19 protein-coding genes are annotated in these 19509 nt (G+C 69.3%); 9 read left to right on the forward strand and 10 right to left on the reverse strand.

Annotated features, from left to right (window positions below):
- The first annotated feature begins 33 nt into the window (after window positions 1–33).
- Both JF543_RS01555 and JF543_RS01560 read left to right on the forward strand, forming a co-directional pair.
- Entirely contained in the window at window positions 34–1113 is a 1080-nt protein-coding gene (locus JF543_RS01555) for a GNAT family N-acetyltransferase (protein WP_206822542.1), read from the forward strand.
- A 71-nt stretch (window positions 1114–1184) separates the two neighbouring features.
- On the forward strand, window positions 1185–1682 hold the full coding sequence (locus JF543_RS01560) for a DUF427 domain-containing protein (RefSeq protein WP_179409619.1): 498 nt from the start codon (window positions 1185–1187) through the stop codon (window positions 1680–1682).
- Window positions 1683–1750: 68 nt separating this feature from the next.
- Here the strand turns inward: JF543_RS01560 and dnaB are convergent, their stop codons facing one another.
- Window positions 1751–3124, reverse strand: a complete 1374-nt coding sequence (gene dnaB, locus JF543_RS01565; protein ID WP_179409618.1) for a replicative DNA helicase — start codon at window positions 3122–3124, stop codon at window positions 1751–1753.
- Window positions 3125–3623: 499 nt separating this feature from the next.
- On the opposite strand from dnaB, the gene JF543_RS01570 reads away from it, so the two are divergent.
- The 3 genes from JF543_RS01570 (at window position 3624) to JF543_RS01580 (ending at window position 7595) form a co-directional block, all read left to right on the forward strand.
- On the forward strand, window positions 3624–4736 hold the full coding sequence (locus JF543_RS01570) for a hypothetical protein (RefSeq protein ID WP_206824359.1): 1113 nt from the start codon (window positions 3624–3626) through the stop codon (window positions 4734–4736).
- 528 nt (window positions 4737–5264) lie between these two features.
- Window positions 5265–6260, forward strand: coding sequence for a hypothetical protein (locus tag JF543_RS01575; RefSeq protein ID WP_206822543.1), 996 nt, complete (start codon window positions 5265–5267; stop codon window positions 6258–6260).
- Window positions 6261–6344: 84 nt separating this feature from the next.
- The gene (locus JF543_RS01580) at window positions 6345–7595 is read left to right on the forward strand and encodes a hypothetical protein (RefSeq protein ID WP_206822544.1); all 1251 of its coding nucleotides are present in this window, start codon (window positions 6345–6347) and stop codon (window positions 7593–7595) included.
- Between the two features lie 121 nt (window positions 7596–7716).
- Here JF543_RS01580 and rplI read toward each other — a convergent pair whose 3' ends face one another.
- From rplI to JF543_RS01625, 9 genes are all read right to left on the reverse strand, one after another.
- Window positions 7717–8169: a 50S ribosomal protein L9 gene (gene rplI / locus JF543_RS01585; RefSeq protein ID WP_179409614.1), complete on the reverse strand. Its 453-nt coding sequence runs from the start codon at window positions 8167–8169 to the stop codon at window positions 7717–7719.
- A 12-nt stretch (window positions 8170–8181) separates the two neighbouring features.
- Window positions 8182–8436 (reverse strand): 30S ribosomal protein S18, encoded by a 255-nt coding sequence (gene rpsR / locus JF543_RS01590; protein WP_071641238.1) that lies wholly within the window; start codon window positions 8434–8436, stop codon window positions 8182–8184.
- A 57-nt stretch (window positions 8437–8493) separates the two neighbouring features.
- Window positions 8494–8991, reverse strand: coding sequence for a single-stranded DNA-binding protein (locus JF543_RS01595; RefSeq protein WP_179409613.1), 498 nt, complete (start codon window positions 8989–8991; stop codon window positions 8494–8496).
- Window positions 8992–8996: 5 nt separating this feature from the next.
- Complete coding sequence (rpsF, locus tag JF543_RS01600) at window positions 8997–9362, reverse strand: 30S ribosomal protein S6 (protein ID WP_179409612.1); 366 nt, start codon at window positions 9360–9362, stop codon at window positions 8997–8999.
- A 120-nt stretch (window positions 9363–9482) separates the two neighbouring features.
- The gene (locus JF543_RS01605; RefSeq protein WP_206822545.1) at window positions 9483–10808 is read right to left on the reverse strand and encodes a DUF6716 putative glycosyltransferase; all 1326 of its coding nucleotides are present in this window, start codon (window positions 10806–10808) and stop codon (window positions 9483–9485) included.
- On the reverse strand, window positions 10805–11677 hold the full coding sequence (locus JF543_RS01610; protein WP_206822546.1) for an N-acetylneuraminate synthase family protein: 873 nt from the start codon (window positions 11675–11677) through the stop codon (window positions 10805–10807). Before JF543_RS01610 ends, JF543_RS01605 begins: the two co-directional genes overlap by 4 nt.
- A 122-nt stretch (window positions 11678–11799) precedes the next feature.
- The gene (locus JF543_RS01615) at window positions 11800–13089 is read right to left on the reverse strand and encodes an acylneuraminate cytidylyltransferase (RefSeq protein WP_206822547.1); all 1290 of its coding nucleotides are present in this window, start codon (window positions 13087–13089) and stop codon (window positions 11800–11802) included.
- Entirely contained in the window at window positions 13086–14441 is a 1356-nt protein-coding gene (locus tag JF543_RS01620) for a polysialyltransferase family glycosyltransferase (RefSeq protein ID WP_206822548.1), read from the reverse strand. Before JF543_RS01620 ends, JF543_RS01615 begins: the two co-directional genes overlap by 4 nt.
- Window positions 14438–15409 (reverse strand): glycosyltransferase family 2 protein, encoded by a 972-nt coding sequence (locus tag JF543_RS01625; protein ID WP_206822549.1) that lies wholly within the window; start codon window positions 15407–15409, stop codon window positions 14438–14440. Before JF543_RS01625 ends, JF543_RS01620 begins: the two co-directional genes overlap by 4 nt.
- Before the next feature lie 185 nt (window positions 15410–15594).
- Here JF543_RS01625 and JF543_RS01630 point away from each other — a divergent pair, with 185 nt between their 5' ends.
- Genes JF543_RS01630 through JF543_RS01645 form a run of 4 tightly spaced genes read left to right on the forward strand, consistent with a single transcriptional unit; the run spans window position 15595 to window position 19431 of the window.
- On the forward strand, window positions 15595–16551 hold the full coding sequence (locus tag JF543_RS01630) for an ABC transporter substrate-binding protein (RefSeq protein WP_206822550.1): 957 nt from the start codon (window positions 15595–15597) through the stop codon (window positions 16549–16551).
- 40 nt (window positions 16552–16591) lie between these two features.
- The gene (locus JF543_RS01635; protein ID WP_347401065.1) at window positions 16592–17596 is read left to right on the forward strand and encodes a FecCD family ABC transporter permease; all 1005 of its coding nucleotides are present in this window, start codon (window positions 16592–16594) and stop codon (window positions 17594–17596) included.
- A gap of 3 nt (window positions 17597–17599) precedes the next feature.
- Window positions 17600–18652, forward strand: a complete 1053-nt coding sequence (locus JF543_RS01640; protein WP_206822551.1) for a FecCD family ABC transporter permease — start codon at window positions 17600–17602, stop codon at window positions 18650–18652.
- Window positions 18649–19431 (forward strand): ABC transporter ATP-binding protein, encoded by a 783-nt coding sequence (locus tag JF543_RS01645; protein ID WP_206822552.1) that lies wholly within the window; start codon window positions 18649–18651, stop codon window positions 19429–19431. Before JF543_RS01640 ends, JF543_RS01645 begins: the two co-directional genes overlap by 4 nt.
- Window positions 19432–19509 lie beyond the last annotated feature (78 nt).

The raw sequence follows: 19509 nt of genomic DNA on the forward strand, positions 1-19509 counted from the left end.
TGAGAGGCTGGAGTCTTCGGCGGAAGGGGCGACGTGAACGATCTGCAACCCGGCAAACGAGTGGTGGTGCGCTACGCACTGCACCCGGGCGACACGCACGCCACCTCTGACGCGCTGGGTGTGATCCGCGCCGTCGACGATCAGGCCGTCGAGATCGACACGAAGCAGGGCCCAGTGCGGGTGGAGCGCACGCGCATTCTGGTGGTGCACGAGGTGCCGCCGGCGCCGACGCGCGCCGGGCGCACGCACCGGGTCGTGTCGGCCGTCGACCTGCGTCGCATCTCGGCCGCGGCCTGGCTGCCCGCGGATTCGTCGTGGCTGCAGATCGACAACCTGCGCGAGGAGGTGTCGGATGCCGATTCCGATCTCGGGCTGCTGTCGAAGGGGTGGCTGCTGCGCAGTTCGGATTCGGCCACGCAGCGGGCCAACAGCGCTCTGCCGGTCACCGATACGGGTCTGGGCTGGGAGCAGAGCCTCGACGCGGTCGAGGCCTGGTACGCCACCCGTGACAAGCCCGCGAGGGTGCAGATCTACTCGGCCGACCCGTCGACGGCGCTCGCCCCCGAATGCGCCGGCCTGGCACCGCTGCTCTCGGCACGCGGGTACAGCACCTCCGAGTCGACACTGCTGCTGACCGGCGCCACGAAAGAGGCGGCCGGTGGGGTGGTGTCTCCACGTGATGCTGCCGCGCCGGGACTGGTCATCGATGTGAGCGACCGGCCGACCGAGACGCACTTCGCGGTGTGGGCGAGCCAGCGCGACCCGGGTTCTGCGCAAGCGTTCCGCGCGCTTATCGAAGCCGACCAGCCGTGCAGCGTCGTGACCGCGTACGCCCCTCGGGCGGATGGCAGCCGGTCGCTGGTGGCGACCTGCCGCATCGTGGAGCGCAACAAGTGGGGCGTGATGACGAACCTCGTCACCCACCCCGAGCTGCGCCGGCGCGGCGCCGGCCGGTCGGTGATCCGGGCGGCCGCCGCCATGCTGGCGCAGCGCGGGGTGCGCTCGTACCTCGTCGACGTCGAGTCGAGCAACGCCGCATCGCTGGCACTGTTCGAGTCGCTCGGCGCCAGCGTGCAGCACCGGTCGTGGTACGCGACGCAGCGTCAAGGATGAGGGGGCGGGTTGGGGGCGGGCTCACCGAGGGCACACCCGAATAGGATCACAGCCGCGAGTACGCTCACGGTATGAGACGACCGGAGCCGGATCCCGTGGGCGTTGGCGAGGAGTCGGTATGGGCCTATCCGCGACCGCCCCGAGTTGAACGTGTGCTCGAGCGCGTCACGATCAGCCTCGGCGGTGTACTCATCGCAGACACCCTCGACGCCGTGCGTGTGCTCGAGACGAGCCACCCGCCCGTCTACTACCTACCTGCGGCGTCATTCGTCAGCGGCGCGCTCACACCTGTTCAGGGAACATCACGCTGCGAGTTCAAGGGTGAAGCGGCCTACTTCGATGTCCACGGTGGGACTCGGAGCGCACACAGAGCCGCGTGGACATACCCGAACCCAACGCACGGATTCCGTGAGCTGAAGGGGCGCGTCGCCGTGTACGCCGGTGACATGGATGCCTGCACCGTTGGCGGCGAGCGGGTCACCCCGCAACCGGGTCGCTTCTACGGTGGCTGGATCACCGCACGCGTTCGAGGGCCATTCAAGGGAGAACCGGGTTCGCTGGGCTGGTGAATCGCCACCGAACGACCCGACGTGGACGTCACGAGGGCGCGGGCCTGTGCTTTCGGCGAAACCTACACTTACGCGAAGTCCCCGCCCGGAGCCATGTCCATGAACCGCGAGTAGTGGCCCTGGAAGGCGACGGTAAGGGTCGCGGTGGGGCCGTTACGGTGCTTGGCAACGATCAGGTCGGCTTCGCCGGGGCGCACGTCCTTGTCGTAGGCGGCCTCGCGGTGCAGCAAGATGACCATGTCGGCGTCCTGCTCGATCGAGCCCGACTCACGCAGGTCGCTGATCGCGGGCTTCTTGTCTGAGCGCTGCTCAGCACCACGGTTCAGCTGCGACAGGGCGATCACCGGCACCTGAAGCTCCTTCGCAAGCAGCTTCAGCGCACGCGAGAACTCCGACACCTCCTGCTGACGAGACTCGACGCGCTTACCGCTCGTCATCAGCTGCAGATAGTCGATCACGACGAGACGCAGACCGGCGCGCTGCTTGAGCCGGCGACACTTGGCGCGGATCTCGACGAGCGTCATGTTGGGGCTGTCGTCGATGTACAGGGGCGCATCGTTGATGCGGCCACGCGTCGCGGCGACGGTCGTCCAGTCACGCGGGTCGAGCGTTCCCTTGCGCATGTTCTGCAGCGGAATAGCACCCTCGGCGCTGAGCAGCCGCATAGCGATCTCGCTCTTGCCCATTTCGAGCGAGAAGAAGATCGACGGCTCGTTGTGGCCAATCGACGCCGCTCGCGCAAAATCCAGAGCCAGCGTCGACTTACCCATAGCGGGCCTCGCCGCGACGACGATCATCTGGCCGCCGTGCAGGCCATTGGTGAGCTCGTCGAGTTCGCGGAACCCGGTGGGGATGCCCGTCATCGTGCCGTCGCGACCGTTGGCGGCCTCGATCTCTTCGACGGCCGCGTCGACGGCGACGGTCAGCGGCACGTAGTCTTCGGCAGCCTCGGCACCGGTGACCGAATAGATCTCGGCCTGCGCGTTGTTGACCAGGTCGGTCGCGTCGCCCTCACCCGCGTAGCCGAGCTGCACGATGCGTGTACCGGCGTCGACCAGACGGCGCAGGATCGACCGCTCGGCGACAATACCGGCGTAGTAACCCGCGTTGGCTGCCGTCGGCACGATCGACGTCAGCGTGTGCAGGTAGTCAGCGCCGCCGGCTCGACCCAGCTCACCCGTCTTGATCAGCTCGTCGGTGACGGCGACGACGTCGGTGGGCTCACCCTGCGAGTACAGCGACAGGATCGCCTCGAAGATCAGCTCATGCTTGGGGATGTAGAAATCGGCGCCCTTGAGCGTCTCGATCACATCGGCAACGGCGTCCTTCGACAGCAGCATGCCGCCCAGTGCGCTCTGCTCTGCCAGCAGGTCGTGCGGAGGAGTCCGCTCGGGTGCGCGCGAAGCGCCCAGTCGCTCATCTGAGATGTCTGCGATCGACACCGTTCCCCCTCCTGGCAGAGGCGGTGTGAACTGCACCGCCGACCCGCTGAACCGAATGGCTGTCCGGCCGCTATCGACAGCGAAACATGAACCACAGACACCCTGGCTTCCCCCACGGTAAGAGCAGAGTTATCCCCATGCAAGCGCCCCTGTGGATAACTCTGTGGAGAGTGTGCGAACAACTCCGGAGTGTCTGTGCAGAACCCCTGTGGAAAACCCGGTGGACAGTTGTCAAGATTGACGCGTTTATTCGCCCTGAACAGGTTTTTACAGTTTCCCCACCCTGTGGATGACAATCGGGTTCAAGCAAACGTTGAAGGTTGCCCGGGTTACGCACCAATGTGTACAACCTGGGGAAAGTCAAGTCGACGCGTCATCCCGGGTGTTGCGTTCTGGTCAAGTCCGCGCGGCTGTATGGACACGCATAGCAAGTCGGGGTATCTTCACACGATCGAGCTTTTCTCGCGCGCCCGCGAGAGGCTCACCCTGGGGAGGGGCCGTGCGACTTGCGTCAGCAGATCGCCGCAGCATCGTGAAATGGCTGTGGGCTGCGTTCGGCGTGCTCGCGTGGGTGGTTCTCGCCTCGATCTTCGGCGCCTCGCAGGCATCGGCGGAGGAACCTTCGGATGCTGCCGCCTCGGCGCCCGCAACGACGAGCGCCGACGACACCCGCGGCGCAACGCCCGCCAACACGCCCGCCGTCAAGCCGAACAACGCCACGCCGAACAACGCCAAGCCGAACGCGCAGCCCGCGCCGAGCGCGAAGCCCGCAGCCGCGAAGCCCGCCGCCGCAACGTCGTCCATCAAGCCGGACAACGCGACCACCAAGCCGAGCAAGACCACCAGCACTCCGAGCAGCTCCGCCACGCCGAACACACCGCAGCACGCGGGAAAGCCCGGCGAGAACGCCTCCTCGGCAAGCCCGGCCAAGCCCGACACCGCGGCTAAGCCCGACACCGCGGCCAAGCCCAGCACCCCGGCCAAGCCCGTTGCGCCCAAGCCGACGCCTCAGCCCGACACCCCGAAGACCACCCCGGACTGGGCAGGCGTCCCCGGAGCATCGGCCCCGGCATCCGACGCATCGGCAGCCGAGAAGCCGAAGCCCACCAATCCCCCGGGCCACGCGAACAAGCCCGATTCATCCACGCCGCACACGCCGGGCAACACCGACCACCCCGGCAACGGCAACGGCAACGGCAACGGCAACGGCAACGCGTACGGCCATGACCGCATCGACGACGAAAACAGCGCGTCCGCGAGCGCCGAGGCGCGCACGTCCGTAACATCCGCCTCGTACGGCATCCGCTTCGCACCCACTGCCCACCCGCTTGCGCGTGCCACGCACACCAGCCCTGCCGAAGTCGTACCCGAATCAGCCGCAGCCGCCCACCTCGCACCGGCCCACGTCCCGCAACCGCTCGACGTGCCGGGCATCGACGCCGCTCCGGCGACATCCGGCGCGGGAGCCTCTGGTGCTGCTCCGCTTCAGGTCACCGGCGATGCCGCCGCTGGCCACTCCGCGCTCACGCGCATCCTGCTCGGCGTCCGCGCGCACGCGGATGACCGCGCCCCGTCCGGGCCCGCGGGCTCGACGGACTGCTCCCCCGACTGATCTCCGGTCCGGTCGACTCACGTCGACACGCGGGCGCGCTCACCGCGCCACCGACCCGACCTGATCAGGAGCACTCCCATGCGCATCTTCGCGCCTCTCGCCCACCCGGGCATTCACGCACCCTCCGCGTAACGACTTCCGTCGACGCCCGTCCCATCCACCGCGGATGGTGACCGCCGTCGACGATCCAGAAGTCGATGCGGCGGGGTGATTCTCCCCGGTCTCACCTCGTCGTGTCGACCTCGCAGACACCGTTCACGGACCCCCTCTCCGTACGGTTGCTGCGCGGCGGTCGGCCCCACACCACCGCCAGGCGGGTGCCTCGACTCCCTTCACGAGGCACCCGTCACCCCGACCGCGGTCCGGAACCCCTACTTCCGGATCGTGGGCGCGGCCGGCGCGTCACCGCCGGTCGCAGAGTCCACCACCGTCCCACATGTTCAATGGCGAATCTTCGACGGTGGTGGACTCCCCCTCAGCGATCCGGTAACGTCTCGCGCAATGAGCTGAGTCGAAGGGCGATGAGGCATGAGCGTCGAGGCTTCCAGGCGCCGCGTTCCCGCGGCGATCCGCTGGGGTGGCCTCGCGGTGCTCGCCTGGGCCGCGCTGACCGTGCTGGTCGGCGGCGGCGATGCACACGCCGACGATGACGATTCCACCCCACTGTCGGGCCTGTCGTCACTGGTCACCGGTGCGGTCACCGAGGTCGTCGATCCGGTCGTCGCGAAGGCCGCCGAGGCGGTCGTCGCGGTCACCGAACCCGTCGTCGAGTCGGCGCAGCAGGTGGTCACGAAGACGGCGAAGACCGTTGCGTCGGTGCCGGTGGTCGGTTCCACCGCGTCGGATGCCCTCGGCACGGTCGGTCAGACCGTCTCATCGACCACGGATGCCGTCGCTGACGTCGTATCCGATGCGCCGGTGTCGTCGGTCGTGCGCCCCGTCACCGACACGGTGCGCGAGGTGCCGGTGGTCGGCGAGGTGCTCGATGGCCTGGGCGCCACGGATCTGCTCGACGACTCCGCCGGCGCCGTTGACGGTGTGGTCGACAACCTCGCCCCGGTCGTGGACGGCACCGTGCCGCCCGTGGTCGATGCGCTCGACCCGCAGCATCCCACCGGCCCCACGCCCGACGTCGGCGAGCCCGCGCTCCCCACCGGTCCGGATGCCGTCCTTCCGGACGACACGACGGCGGATGCCACCGCAGACGCCACGCCCGCCATCACCCTCCCGACGACCGACACGCACCGCACGCCGTGGCCCGGTGGCGCGAACCCGCGAGGGTCCTCCAGCGACGCCACAACCACCGCGGCCGGCATCGAGCATCCGAAGCAGACTTCTGCTCCGCCACCGGGCCTTGTCCCGGCGAGCGCGACAGCGGGACCGGGTGGTTCTGCCGGTGGAGGGCACGCCGCCGTGCACCCCTCGGTGTCGCATCTGCATGACTCCGGAGTCTCGGCCGGCCCACCGGCCGACTCCGCTCTTCCGCCGGCTCCGGTCGGCGACACCGACGTCTCTCCTGACTGACGAGGGGCAGGCCGATGCCCGCATCGGCACGCTCGGGCGCACATCCGTGCCGCCCTCACCTCGTACAGATCAGGAGAAACACTCATGCGCACTTTCGCTAAGCACGCCCTGTGGGGCGCGCTCATCGCCGGCGGCATCACGCTGCTCGGCGCATCCGCCGCCGGCGCGGCCGAGACCAACGGTGATGACAGCCTTCTCGGCGGCACTCAGATCCTGGCGCCGGTGACGGCACCGCTGCAGGTCGTCGGCAACGCCGTCTCGGTGCTCGGCACCAGCGTCGTCGAGACCGTCGTCCCCGTGACGTCGGAATCGGATGCCACCGACCCGGCCCCCACACAGGAATCCGCCCCTGCTGACCCCACGCCGTCCGCTCAGACCAGCGGTGCGGAGGGGGTAGGTTCGGGCAGCCAAGCCGTGGTCGACGTCGACGTACCGGTGACGGCGGTCGACAACGCGGTGAGCGTGCTCGGCACGTCAACCGTGACGACCGATCCGGCACCGCAACCGGCGCCGGCGGACACGCCTTCGGAGCCGGCATCCTCCGTGCAGACCTCGGGGCTGGGCGGTGTGCTCTCGGGCACGCAGGCCCTCGTGTCGGTCAACGCACCGATCACCGTGTCGGGCAATGCGATCTCGGTGCTCGGCCACAGCAGCGTCACGCAGTCGCACGGCTCGGCTGACATGGCGACGCCTTCTGACACCACCGCGGATCCGGTCGCACCGGGCCTCGGAGCGGTCACGGATGGCACCGACAGCATCCTCGGCGGCACGCAGGTCATCGCTCCGATCACTGCCCCGGTGACGGTGGTCGGCAATGCGATCTCGGTACTCGGCCACAGCAGCGTCACCGGTGTGAGTGCGGGTCAGCCGAGCGGTACGGCACCGATCGGGGCGGTCACATCCGGACTCGGGTCGTTGCTCGGCGGCACCCAGGTGCTGCTGCCCATCACGGCTCCGATCACGATCGGCGGCAACGCCATCTCGGTGCTGGGGGAGAGCACGGTAACGGTGCCCGGAACGTCGACCGATCCCGGAACAGATCCGGGAACCGACCCCGGCACCGACCCCGGAACAGACCCGGGCACCGACCCCGGTACGGACCCCGGAACGGACCCGGGCACCGACCCCGGAACGGACCCGGGAATCGACCCCGGCACCGAGCCGGGCGCCGTCGCGTCCCCCGGCACGTCCCTGCCGACGGTGCTGGGCACCACGACCGGCGGCGAGACGCTGGCGGCGACGGGCGGTTCGGCCGTCGCCCCGGCCCTGGTGCTGCTGGCACTGTCGCTGCTGCTGATGGGTAGCACCCTGATGCGCGGCGCACAGCGCGCCTGATCGCCCCTGTCGTGCGGGTTCGGGCGTTCCCCACCCGAACCCGCACGGTGTGGCGCCCCCTGAGGTCAGACGCAGAAAGGGCGGGGTTCCGAAGAACCCCGCCCTTTCGAACAGCTGTCGCTTACTTAGCGGCGATCACCTGAAGGGTGATCACGGCGGTGACGTCGTCGTGCAGACGGACGGTCGCCTCGTGCTCACCGATGACCTTGATCGGCGCCGGGATGTGAACCTTGCGCTTGTCGATCGAGCCAAGGCCCTCAGCGGCAACGGCGTCGGCCACGTCGGCCGGCTTGACCGAACCGAACAGACGGCCCTCGCCACCGGCCTTGACGGCCAGGCGCACCTTGCCGGCCTCGAGCTTCGCCTTGAGGTGGTTCGCCTCGTCGAGGTCGTGGATCGCACGGGCCTTGCGGGCCGCCTGGATCGACTCGACCTGCTTGGCGCCGCCACGGGTCCACGCCACGGCGTAGCCCTGCGGGATGAGGTAGTTACGGGCGTACCCGTTCTTGACCTCGATGACGTCTCCGGCGCTTCCGAGCCCGGCGACCTCGTTCGTGAGAATCAGCTTTGCCATTGTCGGTACCCCTTAGCGGCCAGCGCCGGCGTAAGGCAGGAGCGCCATCTCGCGTGCGTTCTTGATCGCCTTGGCGATCAGACGCTGCTCCTGCACCGAGACACCGGTGATACGACGGGCGCGGATCTTGCCACGCTCCGAGATGAACTTGCGAAGCGTTGCGACGTCCTTGTAGTCAATGACGCCCACGCGGATCGACTTCGCGGGAGCGGTGGGCTTGCCACCCTTCCGCGGCTTGCGGCGGTCGCCGCTCGACTTTCCAGCCATGAGTTTTCCTTAAGAGATGAGAATCGGATGCCGCCCTGTGGGCCGGCTATCCAGAAGTTAGAACGGGGTGTCGTCGCCGAAGCTGCCCGGAGTGCTCCACGCGTCAGCGCTCGACGAACCGGGCGTCGACCACGGCTCCTCCGAGACCTGCTGCTGCGGCTGCTGCGGACGCGACTGTCCACCGCCCGATGATGCGGCCCGCGTGACCTGTGCCGTCGCGTATCGCAGCGACGGACCGATCTCGTCAACCTCCAGCTCGATGGCCGTGCGGTTGTTGCCGTCGCGATCCTGGTAGGAACGCTGACGCAGGCGGCCCTGCGCGACAACACGCATGCCCTTCGTCAGCGAGCCCGCCACGTGCTCGGCGAAGTCGCGCCAGACCGACGCGCGGAGGAACAGCGCTTCGCCGTCCTTCCACTCGTTGGCCTGACGATCGAACGTACGCGGCGTCGAGGCGATGGTGAAGTTCGCCACCGGCAGGCCGTTCTGCGTGTAACGCAGTTCGGGGTCTGCGGTGAGGTTGCCCACCACGGTGATGACGGTTTCGCCGGCCATGAGACTTAAGCCTTCGCGACCTTGGGCTTACGGGCTGCCTTCTCGGCGGCGCGCTTGGCCTCGGCGGCGACCATGGCCTGTGCCTCTTCGGCACGCAGGACCTTGGTGCGGAACACGAGCTCGCTCAGCTTCAGCTGGCGGTCGAGCTCCTGGGTGGCCTCGCTCGTGGCGGTGAAGTTGACGACGGCGTAGATGCCCTCGTTCTTCTTGTTGATCTCGTAGGCGAAACGGCGCTTGCCCCAGACGTCGACCTTGTCAATCGAGCCACCATCGTTGGTGATGACCTTCAGGAACTTGTCGAGGTTGGGGGCAACCTGGCGCTCGTCCAGCTCAGGGGTCAGAATGACCATGAGCTCGTACTGGTGCGTCACTTACCCACCTCCTTCGGACTAGAACGGCTCCCGGGACTTTCCCGGCAGCAGGAGGGTGTGTTGCACGTCGCCCGCCCGCGCATCCCGAATGGATGCCACAAGGCAGACAACCACAACAGTCTACCGGATACGCGGCGATGCTGCCGTCCGCCGCCGGATCGGCTCCACCAGCGGGCTCGGCGCCAGCGTGACGTCATCCATGACGGCATCCGCCCCTCCCGCGCGGCGATGCCGCACCCGCGCCAGCGCGGCAAGCAACGGAGTGACGGCGATCGACGCTGCCCACCCCGAGAACGTCGTGTCCTCTGCGCCGAGCACCTGACGGCGGTGCCAGGCGGCGTGCAGAGCGCCGCCGCGCTCGGCGGGCACGACCCGGGCGGGTAAGTCTCCGCGACGGCGCTGCGCGACCAGCATCCGCACCTGTGCCCACCACCCCGAGTCGCGAGGATCGTGGAAGTAGTTCGTCGCCGCCCAAGCAGGATCCGGATGCCGGAAGCGGCGCGCCACGACGTCATCGGCGCCACCGAGCAGGCCGCTGCCGGTGAAGACGTGGTTGAGCATCGCCGGTTGCACGCCGAACTCATCGAGCGCGATCACCGGTACACCGGCCGCCATCGCCTCGATCGCCGCGGTCGAGCTGACCGTGACCAGCCCCTCGGCGGTGTCGAGTGCCTCACGCATCGGCGCGAACGAGAAGATGAGGTTCTCGGGGGCGTTGTCGAGCAGGTCGGTGTAGCCGTCGCGCTCCTGGTGCGCCTCGACCTCACCGGGGCGGGAGCGCAGCTTGACCACGACCCGCCTGGTCGGGTCGGCGACCGCCGCCAGGCGCAGGATCTCAGCGATGCGACGACGATCCTCGCGCTGGGCGGGCACCAGCGCCTGTGCGGCGAAGACCAGATCGGTGCCGCCGCTGCGGGCATGCCTGCGCCCCGCGAACGGCAGCGTCGCCAGCGCGATCGGCACGTTCACGCCGAGCGCACGACCCAACCGTTCGAACGCGTCGACCTCGCGGTGCGAGTGCACGACCATCAGATCGCAGTGCCGGCGGTACTCCAACGCACCGCGCAACGCCGGGATCGACATGCCCGGCAGGCCCGATACGACGACCGGGCGTCGACGCAGTCGGTCGATCTCGCGACCCATCAGCCGCACGAACGGCGCCCGCCCGGCGAGCACCACCACGTCCGGGGCGTCCTTCGCGAGCCACGAGGTCACCTCGGAGAAGCGGATGCGGGTCACCGACCGCGGATGCCGCGCGAACCGGGTGCCCGCCAGCGCGGCGTCGCGCTGCGCGTCGCTGACGACCAAGGGTGTCTGCACCAGCAGAAGATGCTGGCTGATGTCATCGACCTGGTCGACGAGGTGCGCGGCCCACTTCACGAACGAGTCGGCGTCGCCGATCGCCACGACCCGCAGACGGGGCGGCGTGCTGCCGGGAAAGCTCATGCGCTGACGCGTCGCAGCTTGGCCATCGGGGCGAGCTCGCCCTGATAGACCCGCTTGACTCCGTCACCGAGTGCCTGCTCGATCACCCGAATGTCGCGCACCAGGCGTGCCAGTCCGCCCGGTTCGAGCGACGCGGCATGGTCGGATCCCCACATCGCACGGTCGAGGGTGATGTGCCGCTCGACGGCGACCGCACCGAGCGCCACCGCGGCCAGCGAGATCTGCAGACCACGCTCGTGACCCGAGTACCCGATCGGCACTCCGGCATAGCGGTCGCGCAGCGTCGGGATCATCTTGAGGTTCGCTTCGCCCGGCTCCATCGGATACGTCGACGTGGCGTGCAGCAGGATGGTGCGGTCGGTCCCGAGGGTCTCCAGGGCGCGGTCGATCTGCTCGATGGTCGACATGCCGGTGGAGAGGATCACCGGCTTGCCGCTGGCGCGCAGCGCCTGCAGCAGCTCGGTGTCGGTCAGGCTCGCGGAAGCGACCTTGTGCGCGACGACATTGAGGTCTTCGAGAAAGCCAACGCTCGGCACATCCCAGGGCGACGCGAACCAGTGCAATCCCGACATCGTCGCATAGTCGCCGATCTCGATGTACTGATCGCGGTCGAACTCCACCCGACGGCGGTAGTCGAGGTAGCTCATCGTGCCCCACGGCGTCTCACGCGGCACGTCGCGCATGTGCTCGGGCGTCGCGATCTCGGGGGTGCGCTTCTGGAACTTCACCGCGTCGGCACCGGCCTCGCGCGCGACATCGATCAGCCGCTTGGCGATCTCGACGTCGCCGTTGTGATTGAGTCCGATCTCGGCGATGACGTACGTGGGGTGTCCCCCACCGATCACGCGGCCCTCGATGCTCACGGTCATGACAACTCCATTCCCCCCGAGGCTGGGTGCTCCAGCCGGTTCATCCCGGTCTACGCAGGCGAGGTGAACCCGAGGCGGCGGCAGGGTGACGTTCGGCAGAAGCGTGGCGGTCGGACAGGTCGTCAGCGCGGCAGCATCCGCTCGATCACCTCGCGCACGGCACCGCGTCCACCGCCGCGACTGAGCACGACGCGCGCCACCGCCTTCACGGCAGGGTGCGCGTCGGCGACCGCGATCGGCCAGCCGACGAGGCCCAGCGGGCCGAGGTCGTTGACGTCGTTGCCGACATAGGCGATATCGGTCAGGGCGATGCCGTTCTCGTCCGCCCATGCGGCGAGCGCCGACGCTTTGTCGTCAACGCCGTGCAGCACCGGCACCTGCAACTTCTCGGCGCGGCGTGCGACCACCGGATTCTGCTCGGTGGACAGGATGAGCATCGGGATGCCCGCGCGCCGTAGCCGCGAAACCCCCATGCCGTCCTCCCGGCTGACGCGCACGGTCTCGCGGCCCTCGCTGTCGACGAAGGCGGTGTCGTCGGTGTGCACGCCGTCGAAGTCGGTCACGAGAACGGATGCCGGAATGCGGGCAGGTGCGGCGATGCCGGCAGGTGCTGGGTTTGTGGCATCCGCCCGCTCGGAGTTCTGCGCAGTTTCGGAACCATCCGCCGGGATCGTTCCGAGATTGTGCAGATCTCCGATGTTGTGCGGCGCGAGTGCATCGCCCGCCGCCCGCGCGAGCGCGTCGGCAAGGGCGAGCTGCTGCTCGTCGTCGATCTCGATCGCCGTCGACGCGGGCACCTCGACGATGCCGATGCGTCCGAAGAAGCGGTGCCCGGCAGCGCGGAACCCCTCGGCGTCGAACGCGTAGAACGCCCCCGTCTCGAGGTAGTGCGGCTCGCGATCCTGTCGCCGCGGCCGGTGCGCGGCGACGTGGTTGATCGCGACCGCGTTCCCGTCGCCGTCGCGGCGCCAGAGGAACCCGTAGGTCTCGTGAGCCGAGAACACGCTGTCGAAGCGCCCGGCGGCGATGTGCGCGGCGGCCTCGGCGATCCCAGCGCTGGGAAGGAACGGCGAAGTCGCCTGCACGAACACGACCGTGGCGACGCGGATGCCGTCCGCCTCGAGCACGTCGAGGGCATGCAGCAGGGCGCTCTCCGATGACGCGGTGTCACCCGACAACTCGGCAGGGCGGGCGATCGTGCGCGCGCCGGCGGCGTTGGCGACCGCAGCGATCCGTTCATCGTCGGTGCTGACCGCGACCAGGTCGATACCGTCGGCGGTGGCGGTCGCCCGCACTGCGCGCTCGACCAGGGACACCCCGCCGACACGGCGCAGGTTCTTGCCCGGAACACCCTTCGATCCGCCCCGCGCCGGGATGATCGCCACTGTGATGCCCGTCGTCGTCCCCGTCATCGTCCGCTCGCCGCCTTCCATACGCGCCCGGCGCGGCGCTTCGCGCCCACGACCGTCAGCCTCAGTTCTTCGATCCGGCCCACTCCCCCGCGCGGCAGCAGCAGACGTTGCAGCCGCGTGCGCGCTGGCGCCCCCGGCAGGTCAAGGGTGCGCAGTCGCGCGGGGGGCACGTAGCGTTCGCGCTCGCTCGGCGGCAGAGCGGCGAGCGTCCGCACCGCCCGCGGCCGCAGGTGTGCGACGATCTCGGGCTGCATGGCGTATCCGACCGCGTCGACGAGCTGTTGCAGGCGACCGTCCCACTCGGATCGGTTCATCGCGTCGACGATGGTCGCGGGCATCCGATTGCTGTTCTCGTAGGGGGTGAGGCCGGCAAGTACCTCGGCGGTCCCGACAGCGTGCACGGCCGTGCCGGCGATCGCCCGGATTGTGGGCAACGCCGTCGAGAACCCGGCGATGACGTCGGTGGCCCCCAGCCGCAGGGCGACGAACTCGGCCGGCTGGTCTCCGGTGTACGCATCGAACCGCAGGCCGCGGGCCGTGGCTCGGGCGGCGAGATCGACCACCAGCGATGGTGGCGCGGAGGGGTGCGGTTTGACGACGACCCGCTCGGCTCCGGCATCCGCGGCGCGGTCGATCATCCGTGCCTGCATCTGGGTCTCCTCGGCCGGCGTGACGAGCCCGAGCGCGGCCAGGTACTGGCCGATGACCAGGGCCGTGCGTTCCGACCCCGCGGCGAGCGCGTCGAGCGCCGGATCGGACCGCGCCTCCCCCACCTCGCGCAACACGGTGCCGAAGGTGGCGGCGGGTACGGGCACGCGTTCGCCCCCGGTCTCGACGAACACCAGCGGAGAGACGCCCGCGACCACGTCGGGGTACACGACGCGCGTCACGCGTTCGGTGATCTGCCGCGGCAGCAGGCTGCGGATCGGCGCATAGGTCATCAGTCCGTCACCGATGACGCCGAGGCGGGCATCGGCGAACAGCGCCATCAGCGTGCGGGCGGGCGCCACCTGCGGCGATTGCACGAACAGTTCGACCGGGGCGGCGCCGAGGTTCCATGCGCGGCGCAGCAGCCGCTCGATCATCGGCAGGTCCTGCGGGTCGGGATCCCAGGTCGTCGGATGCCGCGGATCGACCAGCGGGTTCAACGGTTCGACCGTGTCGAATCGTGCGCGCAGGCGCGCGAACCGGGGCGCGGTGGCGAGGTCGATCGCCGTCTCGGGCACGTGCGCGGTATTCATCGGCACCAGGATGCGCCGCTCGGCGTCGCCGAGCAGGCCCGCATCGAGCGCGGCGACGGCGGCCATCAGACCGTAGGGGCTGTGCAGGGCGAAGATCTGGATGCTGCTCATCGGGCCCCTCGCAGTGTGCGGGCGAGCACCCGTCGGCGCGGCCCGTCGAACCGGGCGATCGCGGCATCGGTCTGGTCTCGGGGCAGGCGGGCGAGCAGGTCGCCGATGCCGCGGCGCATCTCGCGGCGCACGGTGGCCGGCATCCGCCGTGACCGCACGAGGTGGTGCGCGCTGAGCGCGAGCACCGTGGTGACGGCTTTGGGCAGCATCCGCTCGGCCTCGCGATCCGACGTGACGATGTCGAGTACCTCGCCCATGGCGCGGGTGAAATGCAGCTGGCGTGCATCGGGGGCCTGAGACAGCGACCCGGGCAGGCCGCGCCGGTAGAGCAGGTGCGGGGCGTCGACGACGGCGAACCGTTGCGCGTGCAGGTGCAGCCGCCAGATCCAGGGGCGGTCCTCAGCCGTGAACAGGCCGTCGCTGAAATCGGCGAGGCCCTCGTCGATTACGCGCCGATGCAGCAGCCCCGCCCACGCGTAGGGGTAGTCGACCATGCTGCGGTCCTCGACCGGCAGCACCGCCGCGCGGGGGTCGGTGACGACGCCGCGATGGGTGAACGGCGCCCGCACCAGGCGGCGGTCGGCGCCGGTGACGGTGACGTGATCGGTGCGCACGAAGTCGCAGCCGAGGCCGTGCAGTGCGCGGGCGAGCACGGGCAGGCGGCCGGGCTGCATCCAGTCGTCGCCGTCGATGAAGCAGAACGCATCGCCCTCGACGTGCGCCAGCCCCTGGTTGCGGGCGGTGGCAAGGCCCCGAGGCACCTCGTTGCGAAGGACCTCGGCGTGCGCGAAGCGCTCGGCGTACTGCCGCATGATCTCGCCCGTACGGTCGCGGGAGCCGTCGTCGACCGCGACCAGTTTGAGTGCCCGGTCGTCGTCGAACTGTCGGGTGAGCGTCTCGAGTGTCGTGCCGATCATCGCGCCGGCGTCCTTGGCCGGCACGATCACGGTCATCGACGCGCCACGCACCGCCCCATCGTGCGACGCCGTCGTTACGCGTGTGCATCCGGCGGGTGAACGGGTGGTTGAGGGGTGAGCGGCGTGCACGCCACCCGCATTTCGAGTTAGGTTAGCCTTTGCTAATTTCTCAGATGCTGCCGTTCGCCTCGCACTACCTCGACAGGCAGCACCGATCCCGACTGAAAGGTCTCGTTGTGAAGCGATACGCCCTGCCCGCAGTCCTGTCCGTCAGCATCCTCGCACTGAGCGGGTGCGGTTCCAGCCCCGCCTCGTCGGATGCGTCCGACGAGACCGCCGACGAGATCGTGCTGACGCACCCCACCGAGGCGGGCCTGTCTATCGCGTTCGACGCGCAGCCCGAGACGCTGGTCATGGACTGCTATGCCTACAGTTCGCTGCACGAGTACGGCGTCGAGCCGGTGGCGCTGTTCGGCTACGACTGCGACAACCCGTTCGTCATGGGTGACATCGACATCAGCGACATCGAGCGCGTCGGGCAGGACGGCGAGATCGATGTCGAGAAGCTCGCCGCGCTGCGCCCCGATGCGATCCTGGGCCACGGCGGTGCCGACGGCTGGTCGTGGTTCGATGACGACGTCAACGCTCAGCTGACGCGGGTCGCGCCGTTCGTTCCGGTGCAGTACACCGACTCGGTGGATGCCGGGATCGCCGCCGTCCGCGACCTCGCCGCGTTCTTCGGCGCCGACGTCGAGGCCGACCACATCGTCGCCGCGGACGCCGACTATGAAGAGGCCAAGAAGACGTTCAGCGCCGCGGTCGCCGACAAGGACCTCGGCATCATGTTCACCAGCCCCGGAAAAGAGATGCTCTACACGGCCGTTGGCTTCGCCCCGTCGGATCTGCTCGCCGAGCTGGGCGCCACGGTGATCGGACCCGACAAGCCCGAGAGCGGCAACCCGTGGGGTCAGGTCGCCTGGGAAGAGGCATCGACCCACCCCGCCGACATCATCCTCGTCGAGGGGTACTCGGACGACTTCGCGTTCACGGCAGAGCTGTGGCAGAGCCTGCCGGCGGTGTCGGCCGGCCAGCTGGGGCCCTGGGGTTCGAAGGGTGCCATGACCAGCAGTGCGTATGCCGCGTGGCTGAACGCCATGGCCGAGCTGGTCACGGCGTCCGAGGACGTCGCCTGACACGTCGGTGAGAACCACGGATGCCACGGCGCAGCCACCTGTGACCACCGCGCCCACGCTGCGCGGCGTGGGGCTCATCCCCCTCGCGGCCCTGTGCCTCGCTGCTCTCACCCTGAGCATGCTGGTCGGGTCGCGAGGGGTGTCCCCCGCCGAGATCACCCAGTTCCTGTTCGCTCCCGACCCAGCCGACCCGCTGTCGAACGTGGTCTGGCAGTCGCGCGTTCCGCGCACGCTGCTGGTGCTGCTGGCCGGCGCCGCACTGGGCGTCGCCGGTGCGCTGATGCAGGCGGTCACCCGCAACCCCCTCGCCGACCCCGGCATTCTCGGCGTCAACGCCGGAGCCTCGCTCGCCGTCGTGTTCGGGCTCGCGTTTCTCGGCCTAACCGACGTCGCCGACTACATGTGGTGGTCGTTTGCCGGGGCCCTGATCACCTCGGTACTCGTCTTCGCCATCGGCAACAGCGGCCCGGTGCGATCAAGCCCCGTGCGCATGACTCTCGCCGGGGTCGCCCTCGGCGCCGTGCTGTCGGGGTTCGCCTCGGCCGTGCTGCTGTCGAACTCCGATGTACTCCGGCGCATGCGCGGGTGGTCGGCCGGCACGACGGCGTCGCAGTCCCTCGACGCCGTGCTGTCCATCGCCCCGTTCATCGTCATCGGGCTGGTCATCGCGCTGCTGAGCAGCCGCTCTCTTGACGTACTCGCCCTCGGCGAGGCATCCGCGATCGCCATGGGCGCCAAGCCCCAGCGCATCCGCCTGATCTCACTCGTCTCGATCGCGCTCCTCGCCGGCGGTGCCACGGCCGTCGCGGGCCCCATCGGGTTCATCGGGCTGATGGCTCCGCATCTTGCTCGGATGCTCGTGGGTCCGCATCAGGGGTGGATCATGGCCTACTCGATCGTGCTGGCGCCCACGGTGCTCGGCTTCGCCGACGTGCTCGGGCGGGTGCTTGTCGCCGGTGAGGTTCCCGTCGGTGTGGTCACCGCCTTCATCGGCGCCCCGGTGCTGATCGCGATGGTGCGCCGCGCACGAGTCCAGGAGGTCTGAACGATGACACAGCTCGATTTCGGTCGCACGGTCTATCGGGTCGGAAAGCCCGAGCGCCCCGTGCTGATGCTCGACGCCCGCTCGGTGGTCGTCTGCTCGGTGCTCTGGGTTGCCACGTTCGCCCTCGCCTGTTTCGCAATGGCCACCGGTTCGGCGCAGATCACCCTCGGCGAGGTACTGCAGGTGATCGCGGGGGCGGGCGATGACTACACGAACATGGTCGTCGCCGAGTGGCGCGCCCCGCGCATTCTGCTGGCGATCCTGTTGGGCGCCTGTCTCGCGATCAGTGGCGCGATCTTTCAGAACCTCACCGGCAACCCGCTCGGTTCGCCCGACGTGATCGGCTTTCAGACCGGCTCGTTCACGGGTGCGCTGATCGTGATGCTGGTGCTGCGCGGCGGCTCGGTCGAGACGATGATCGCCGCGCTGATCGGAGGCATGGCGACCGCGCTGGTGGTGTTCTCGCTCTCGATCACGCGCGGCGCTGTGCGCGGCGTGCGCCTGATCATCGTCGGCATCGGCGTCAGCGCGATGCTGGCCTCGTTCAACGTCTGGCTCATGCTGACCGCCACCGTCGAGGACGCCCTGATGGCGGGCCTGTGGGGTGCGGGCAGCCTGGCGGGCGTCACGTGGTGGCACGTCGCGCTGGCCGGTGCGGCCGCCGCTGTGTTCCTCGTGGCGGCCGGTCTGCTCTCGCGCCCGATGCGGCTGATGCGCATCGGCGCGCCGTTCGCCACGGCGCTGGGCCAGCGGGTGCGCTCGGTTCAGGTCGCGGCGGTCATCGTGGGTGTCGCGCTCACGGCGATCGCGACGGCGACGATCGGGCCGGTGTCGTTCATCGCCCTCGCCGCGCCGCAGATCGCGCGGCGGCTCGTGCCGAGCGACGGGCTCGCCCTCGCACCCACCGCCGCCGTGGGGGCGTTCCTGCTGTTGCTGGCCGACGTCGTGGCGCAGCGCATCCACCCCCATTCCCCGCTTCCCGTCGGCATCGTCACGGTGTGCATCGGCGGGCTCTACTTCTTGTGGTTGCTGATGAGAGAAGGCAAGACCCGATGACCCGACTGCTCGTAGAAGAGGCAACCCTCGGCTACGCCGACCGCACGATCTGCACAGACGTCTCGGTCGACATCCCCGACGGCCGGTTCACCGTGATCATCGGCCCGAACGCCTGCGGCAAGTCCACGCTGCTGAAGAGCCTGACCCGCCTGCTCACGCCCACCAGCGGGCGGGTGATGCTCGACGGCCATGCCCTGCACGCCCAGCCCACCAAGCAGATCGCGCGCACGGTGGGTCTGTTGCCGCAGGGTCCCGTGGCGCCCGATGGCATCCGCGTGGTCGATCTCGTGCAGCGCGGTCGATATCCGCATCAGCGGCTGTTCTCGCCGTGGTCACCCGAGGACGAGCGGATTGTCGCCGACGCCATGGACGCCACCGGTGTGCGGCACCTGTCGGGCCGGATGGTCGACGAGCTCTCGGGTGGGCAGCGGCAGCGGGTGTGGATGGCCGTGGCCCTCGCCCAGAGCACGCCGATCCTGCTGCTCGACGAGCCGACCACCTATCTCGACCTCAGCCACCAGTTGGAGCTGCTCGAGCTGTGCCGCGACCTGAATCGGAGTCACGGTCACACGCTCGTGGCGGTGCTGCACGACCTCAATCAGGCGGCCCGCTACGCCGATCACATCATCGCGATGCACGACGGCAGCGTCGTCGCCACCGGAGCCCCCGATGAGGTGATCACCGAGAGCCTGCTCGCCGAGGTCTTCGGTCTGGATGCCCGGGTGCTCACCGACCCAGAATCCGGCAGCCCGCTCGTGGTGCCCCGGTGGCACCACTGAGCGGGACCCGCGGGGTGGTGAGGGCGATCCGACACTGTCGGATCGCCCTCACCGTCCGACGTGGAATCGTCGCGGGAT

Source organism: Microbacterium esteraromaticum (genome assembly GCF_017303215.1).
GTDB classification, from domain to species: domain Bacteria; phylum Actinomycetota; class Actinomycetes; order Actinomycetales; family Microbacteriaceae; genus Microbacterium; species Microbacterium esteraromaticum_C.

Coding starts and splice junctions, on each gene's coding strand:
- JF543_RS01560 (WP_179409619.1), top strand. CDS start 1,185: ATGAGACGACCGGAGCCGGATCCCGTGGGCGTTGGCGAGGAGTCGGTA.
- JF543_RS01575 (WP_206822543.1), top strand. CDS start 5,265: ATGAGCGTCGAGGCTTCCAGGCGCCGCGTTCCCGCGGCGATCCGCTGG.
- JF543_RS01580 (WP_206822544.1), top strand. CDS start 6,345: ATGCGCACTTTCGCTAAGCACGCCCTGTGGGGCGCGCTCATCGCCGGC.
- rplI (WP_179409614.1), bottom strand. CDS start 8,169: ATGGCAAAGCTGATTCTCACGAACGAGGTCGCCGGGCTCGGAAGCGCC.
- rpsR (WP_071641238.1), bottom strand. CDS start 8,436: ATGGCTGGAAAGTCGAGCGGCGACCGCCGCAAGCCGCGGAAGGGTGGC.
- JF543_RS01595 (WP_179409613.1), bottom strand. CDS start 8,991: ATGGCCGGCGAAACCGTCATCACCGTGGTGGGCAACCTCACCGCAGAC.
- JF543_RS01605 (WP_206822545.1), bottom strand. CDS start 10,808: ATGAGCTTTCCCGGCAGCACGCCGCCCCGTCTGCGGGTCGTGGCGATC.
- JF543_RS01610 (WP_206822546.1), bottom strand. CDS start 11,677: ATGACCGTGAGCATCGAGGGCCGCGTGATCGGTGGGGGACACCCCACG.
- JF543_RS01615 (WP_206822547.1), bottom strand. CDS start 13,089: ATGACGGGGACGACGACGGGCATCACAGTGGCGATCATCCCGGCGCGG.
- JF543_RS01620 (WP_206822548.1), bottom strand. CDS start 14,441: ATGAGCAGCATCCAGATCTTCGCCCTGCACAGCCCCTACGGTCTGATG.
- JF543_RS01640 (WP_206822551.1), top strand. CDS start 17,600: ATGACACAGCTCGATTTCGGTCGCACGGTCTATCGGGTCGGAAAGCCC.
- JF543_RS01645 (WP_206822552.1), top strand. CDS start 18,649: ATGACCCGACTGCTCGTAGAAGAGGCAACCCTCGGCTACGCCGACCGC.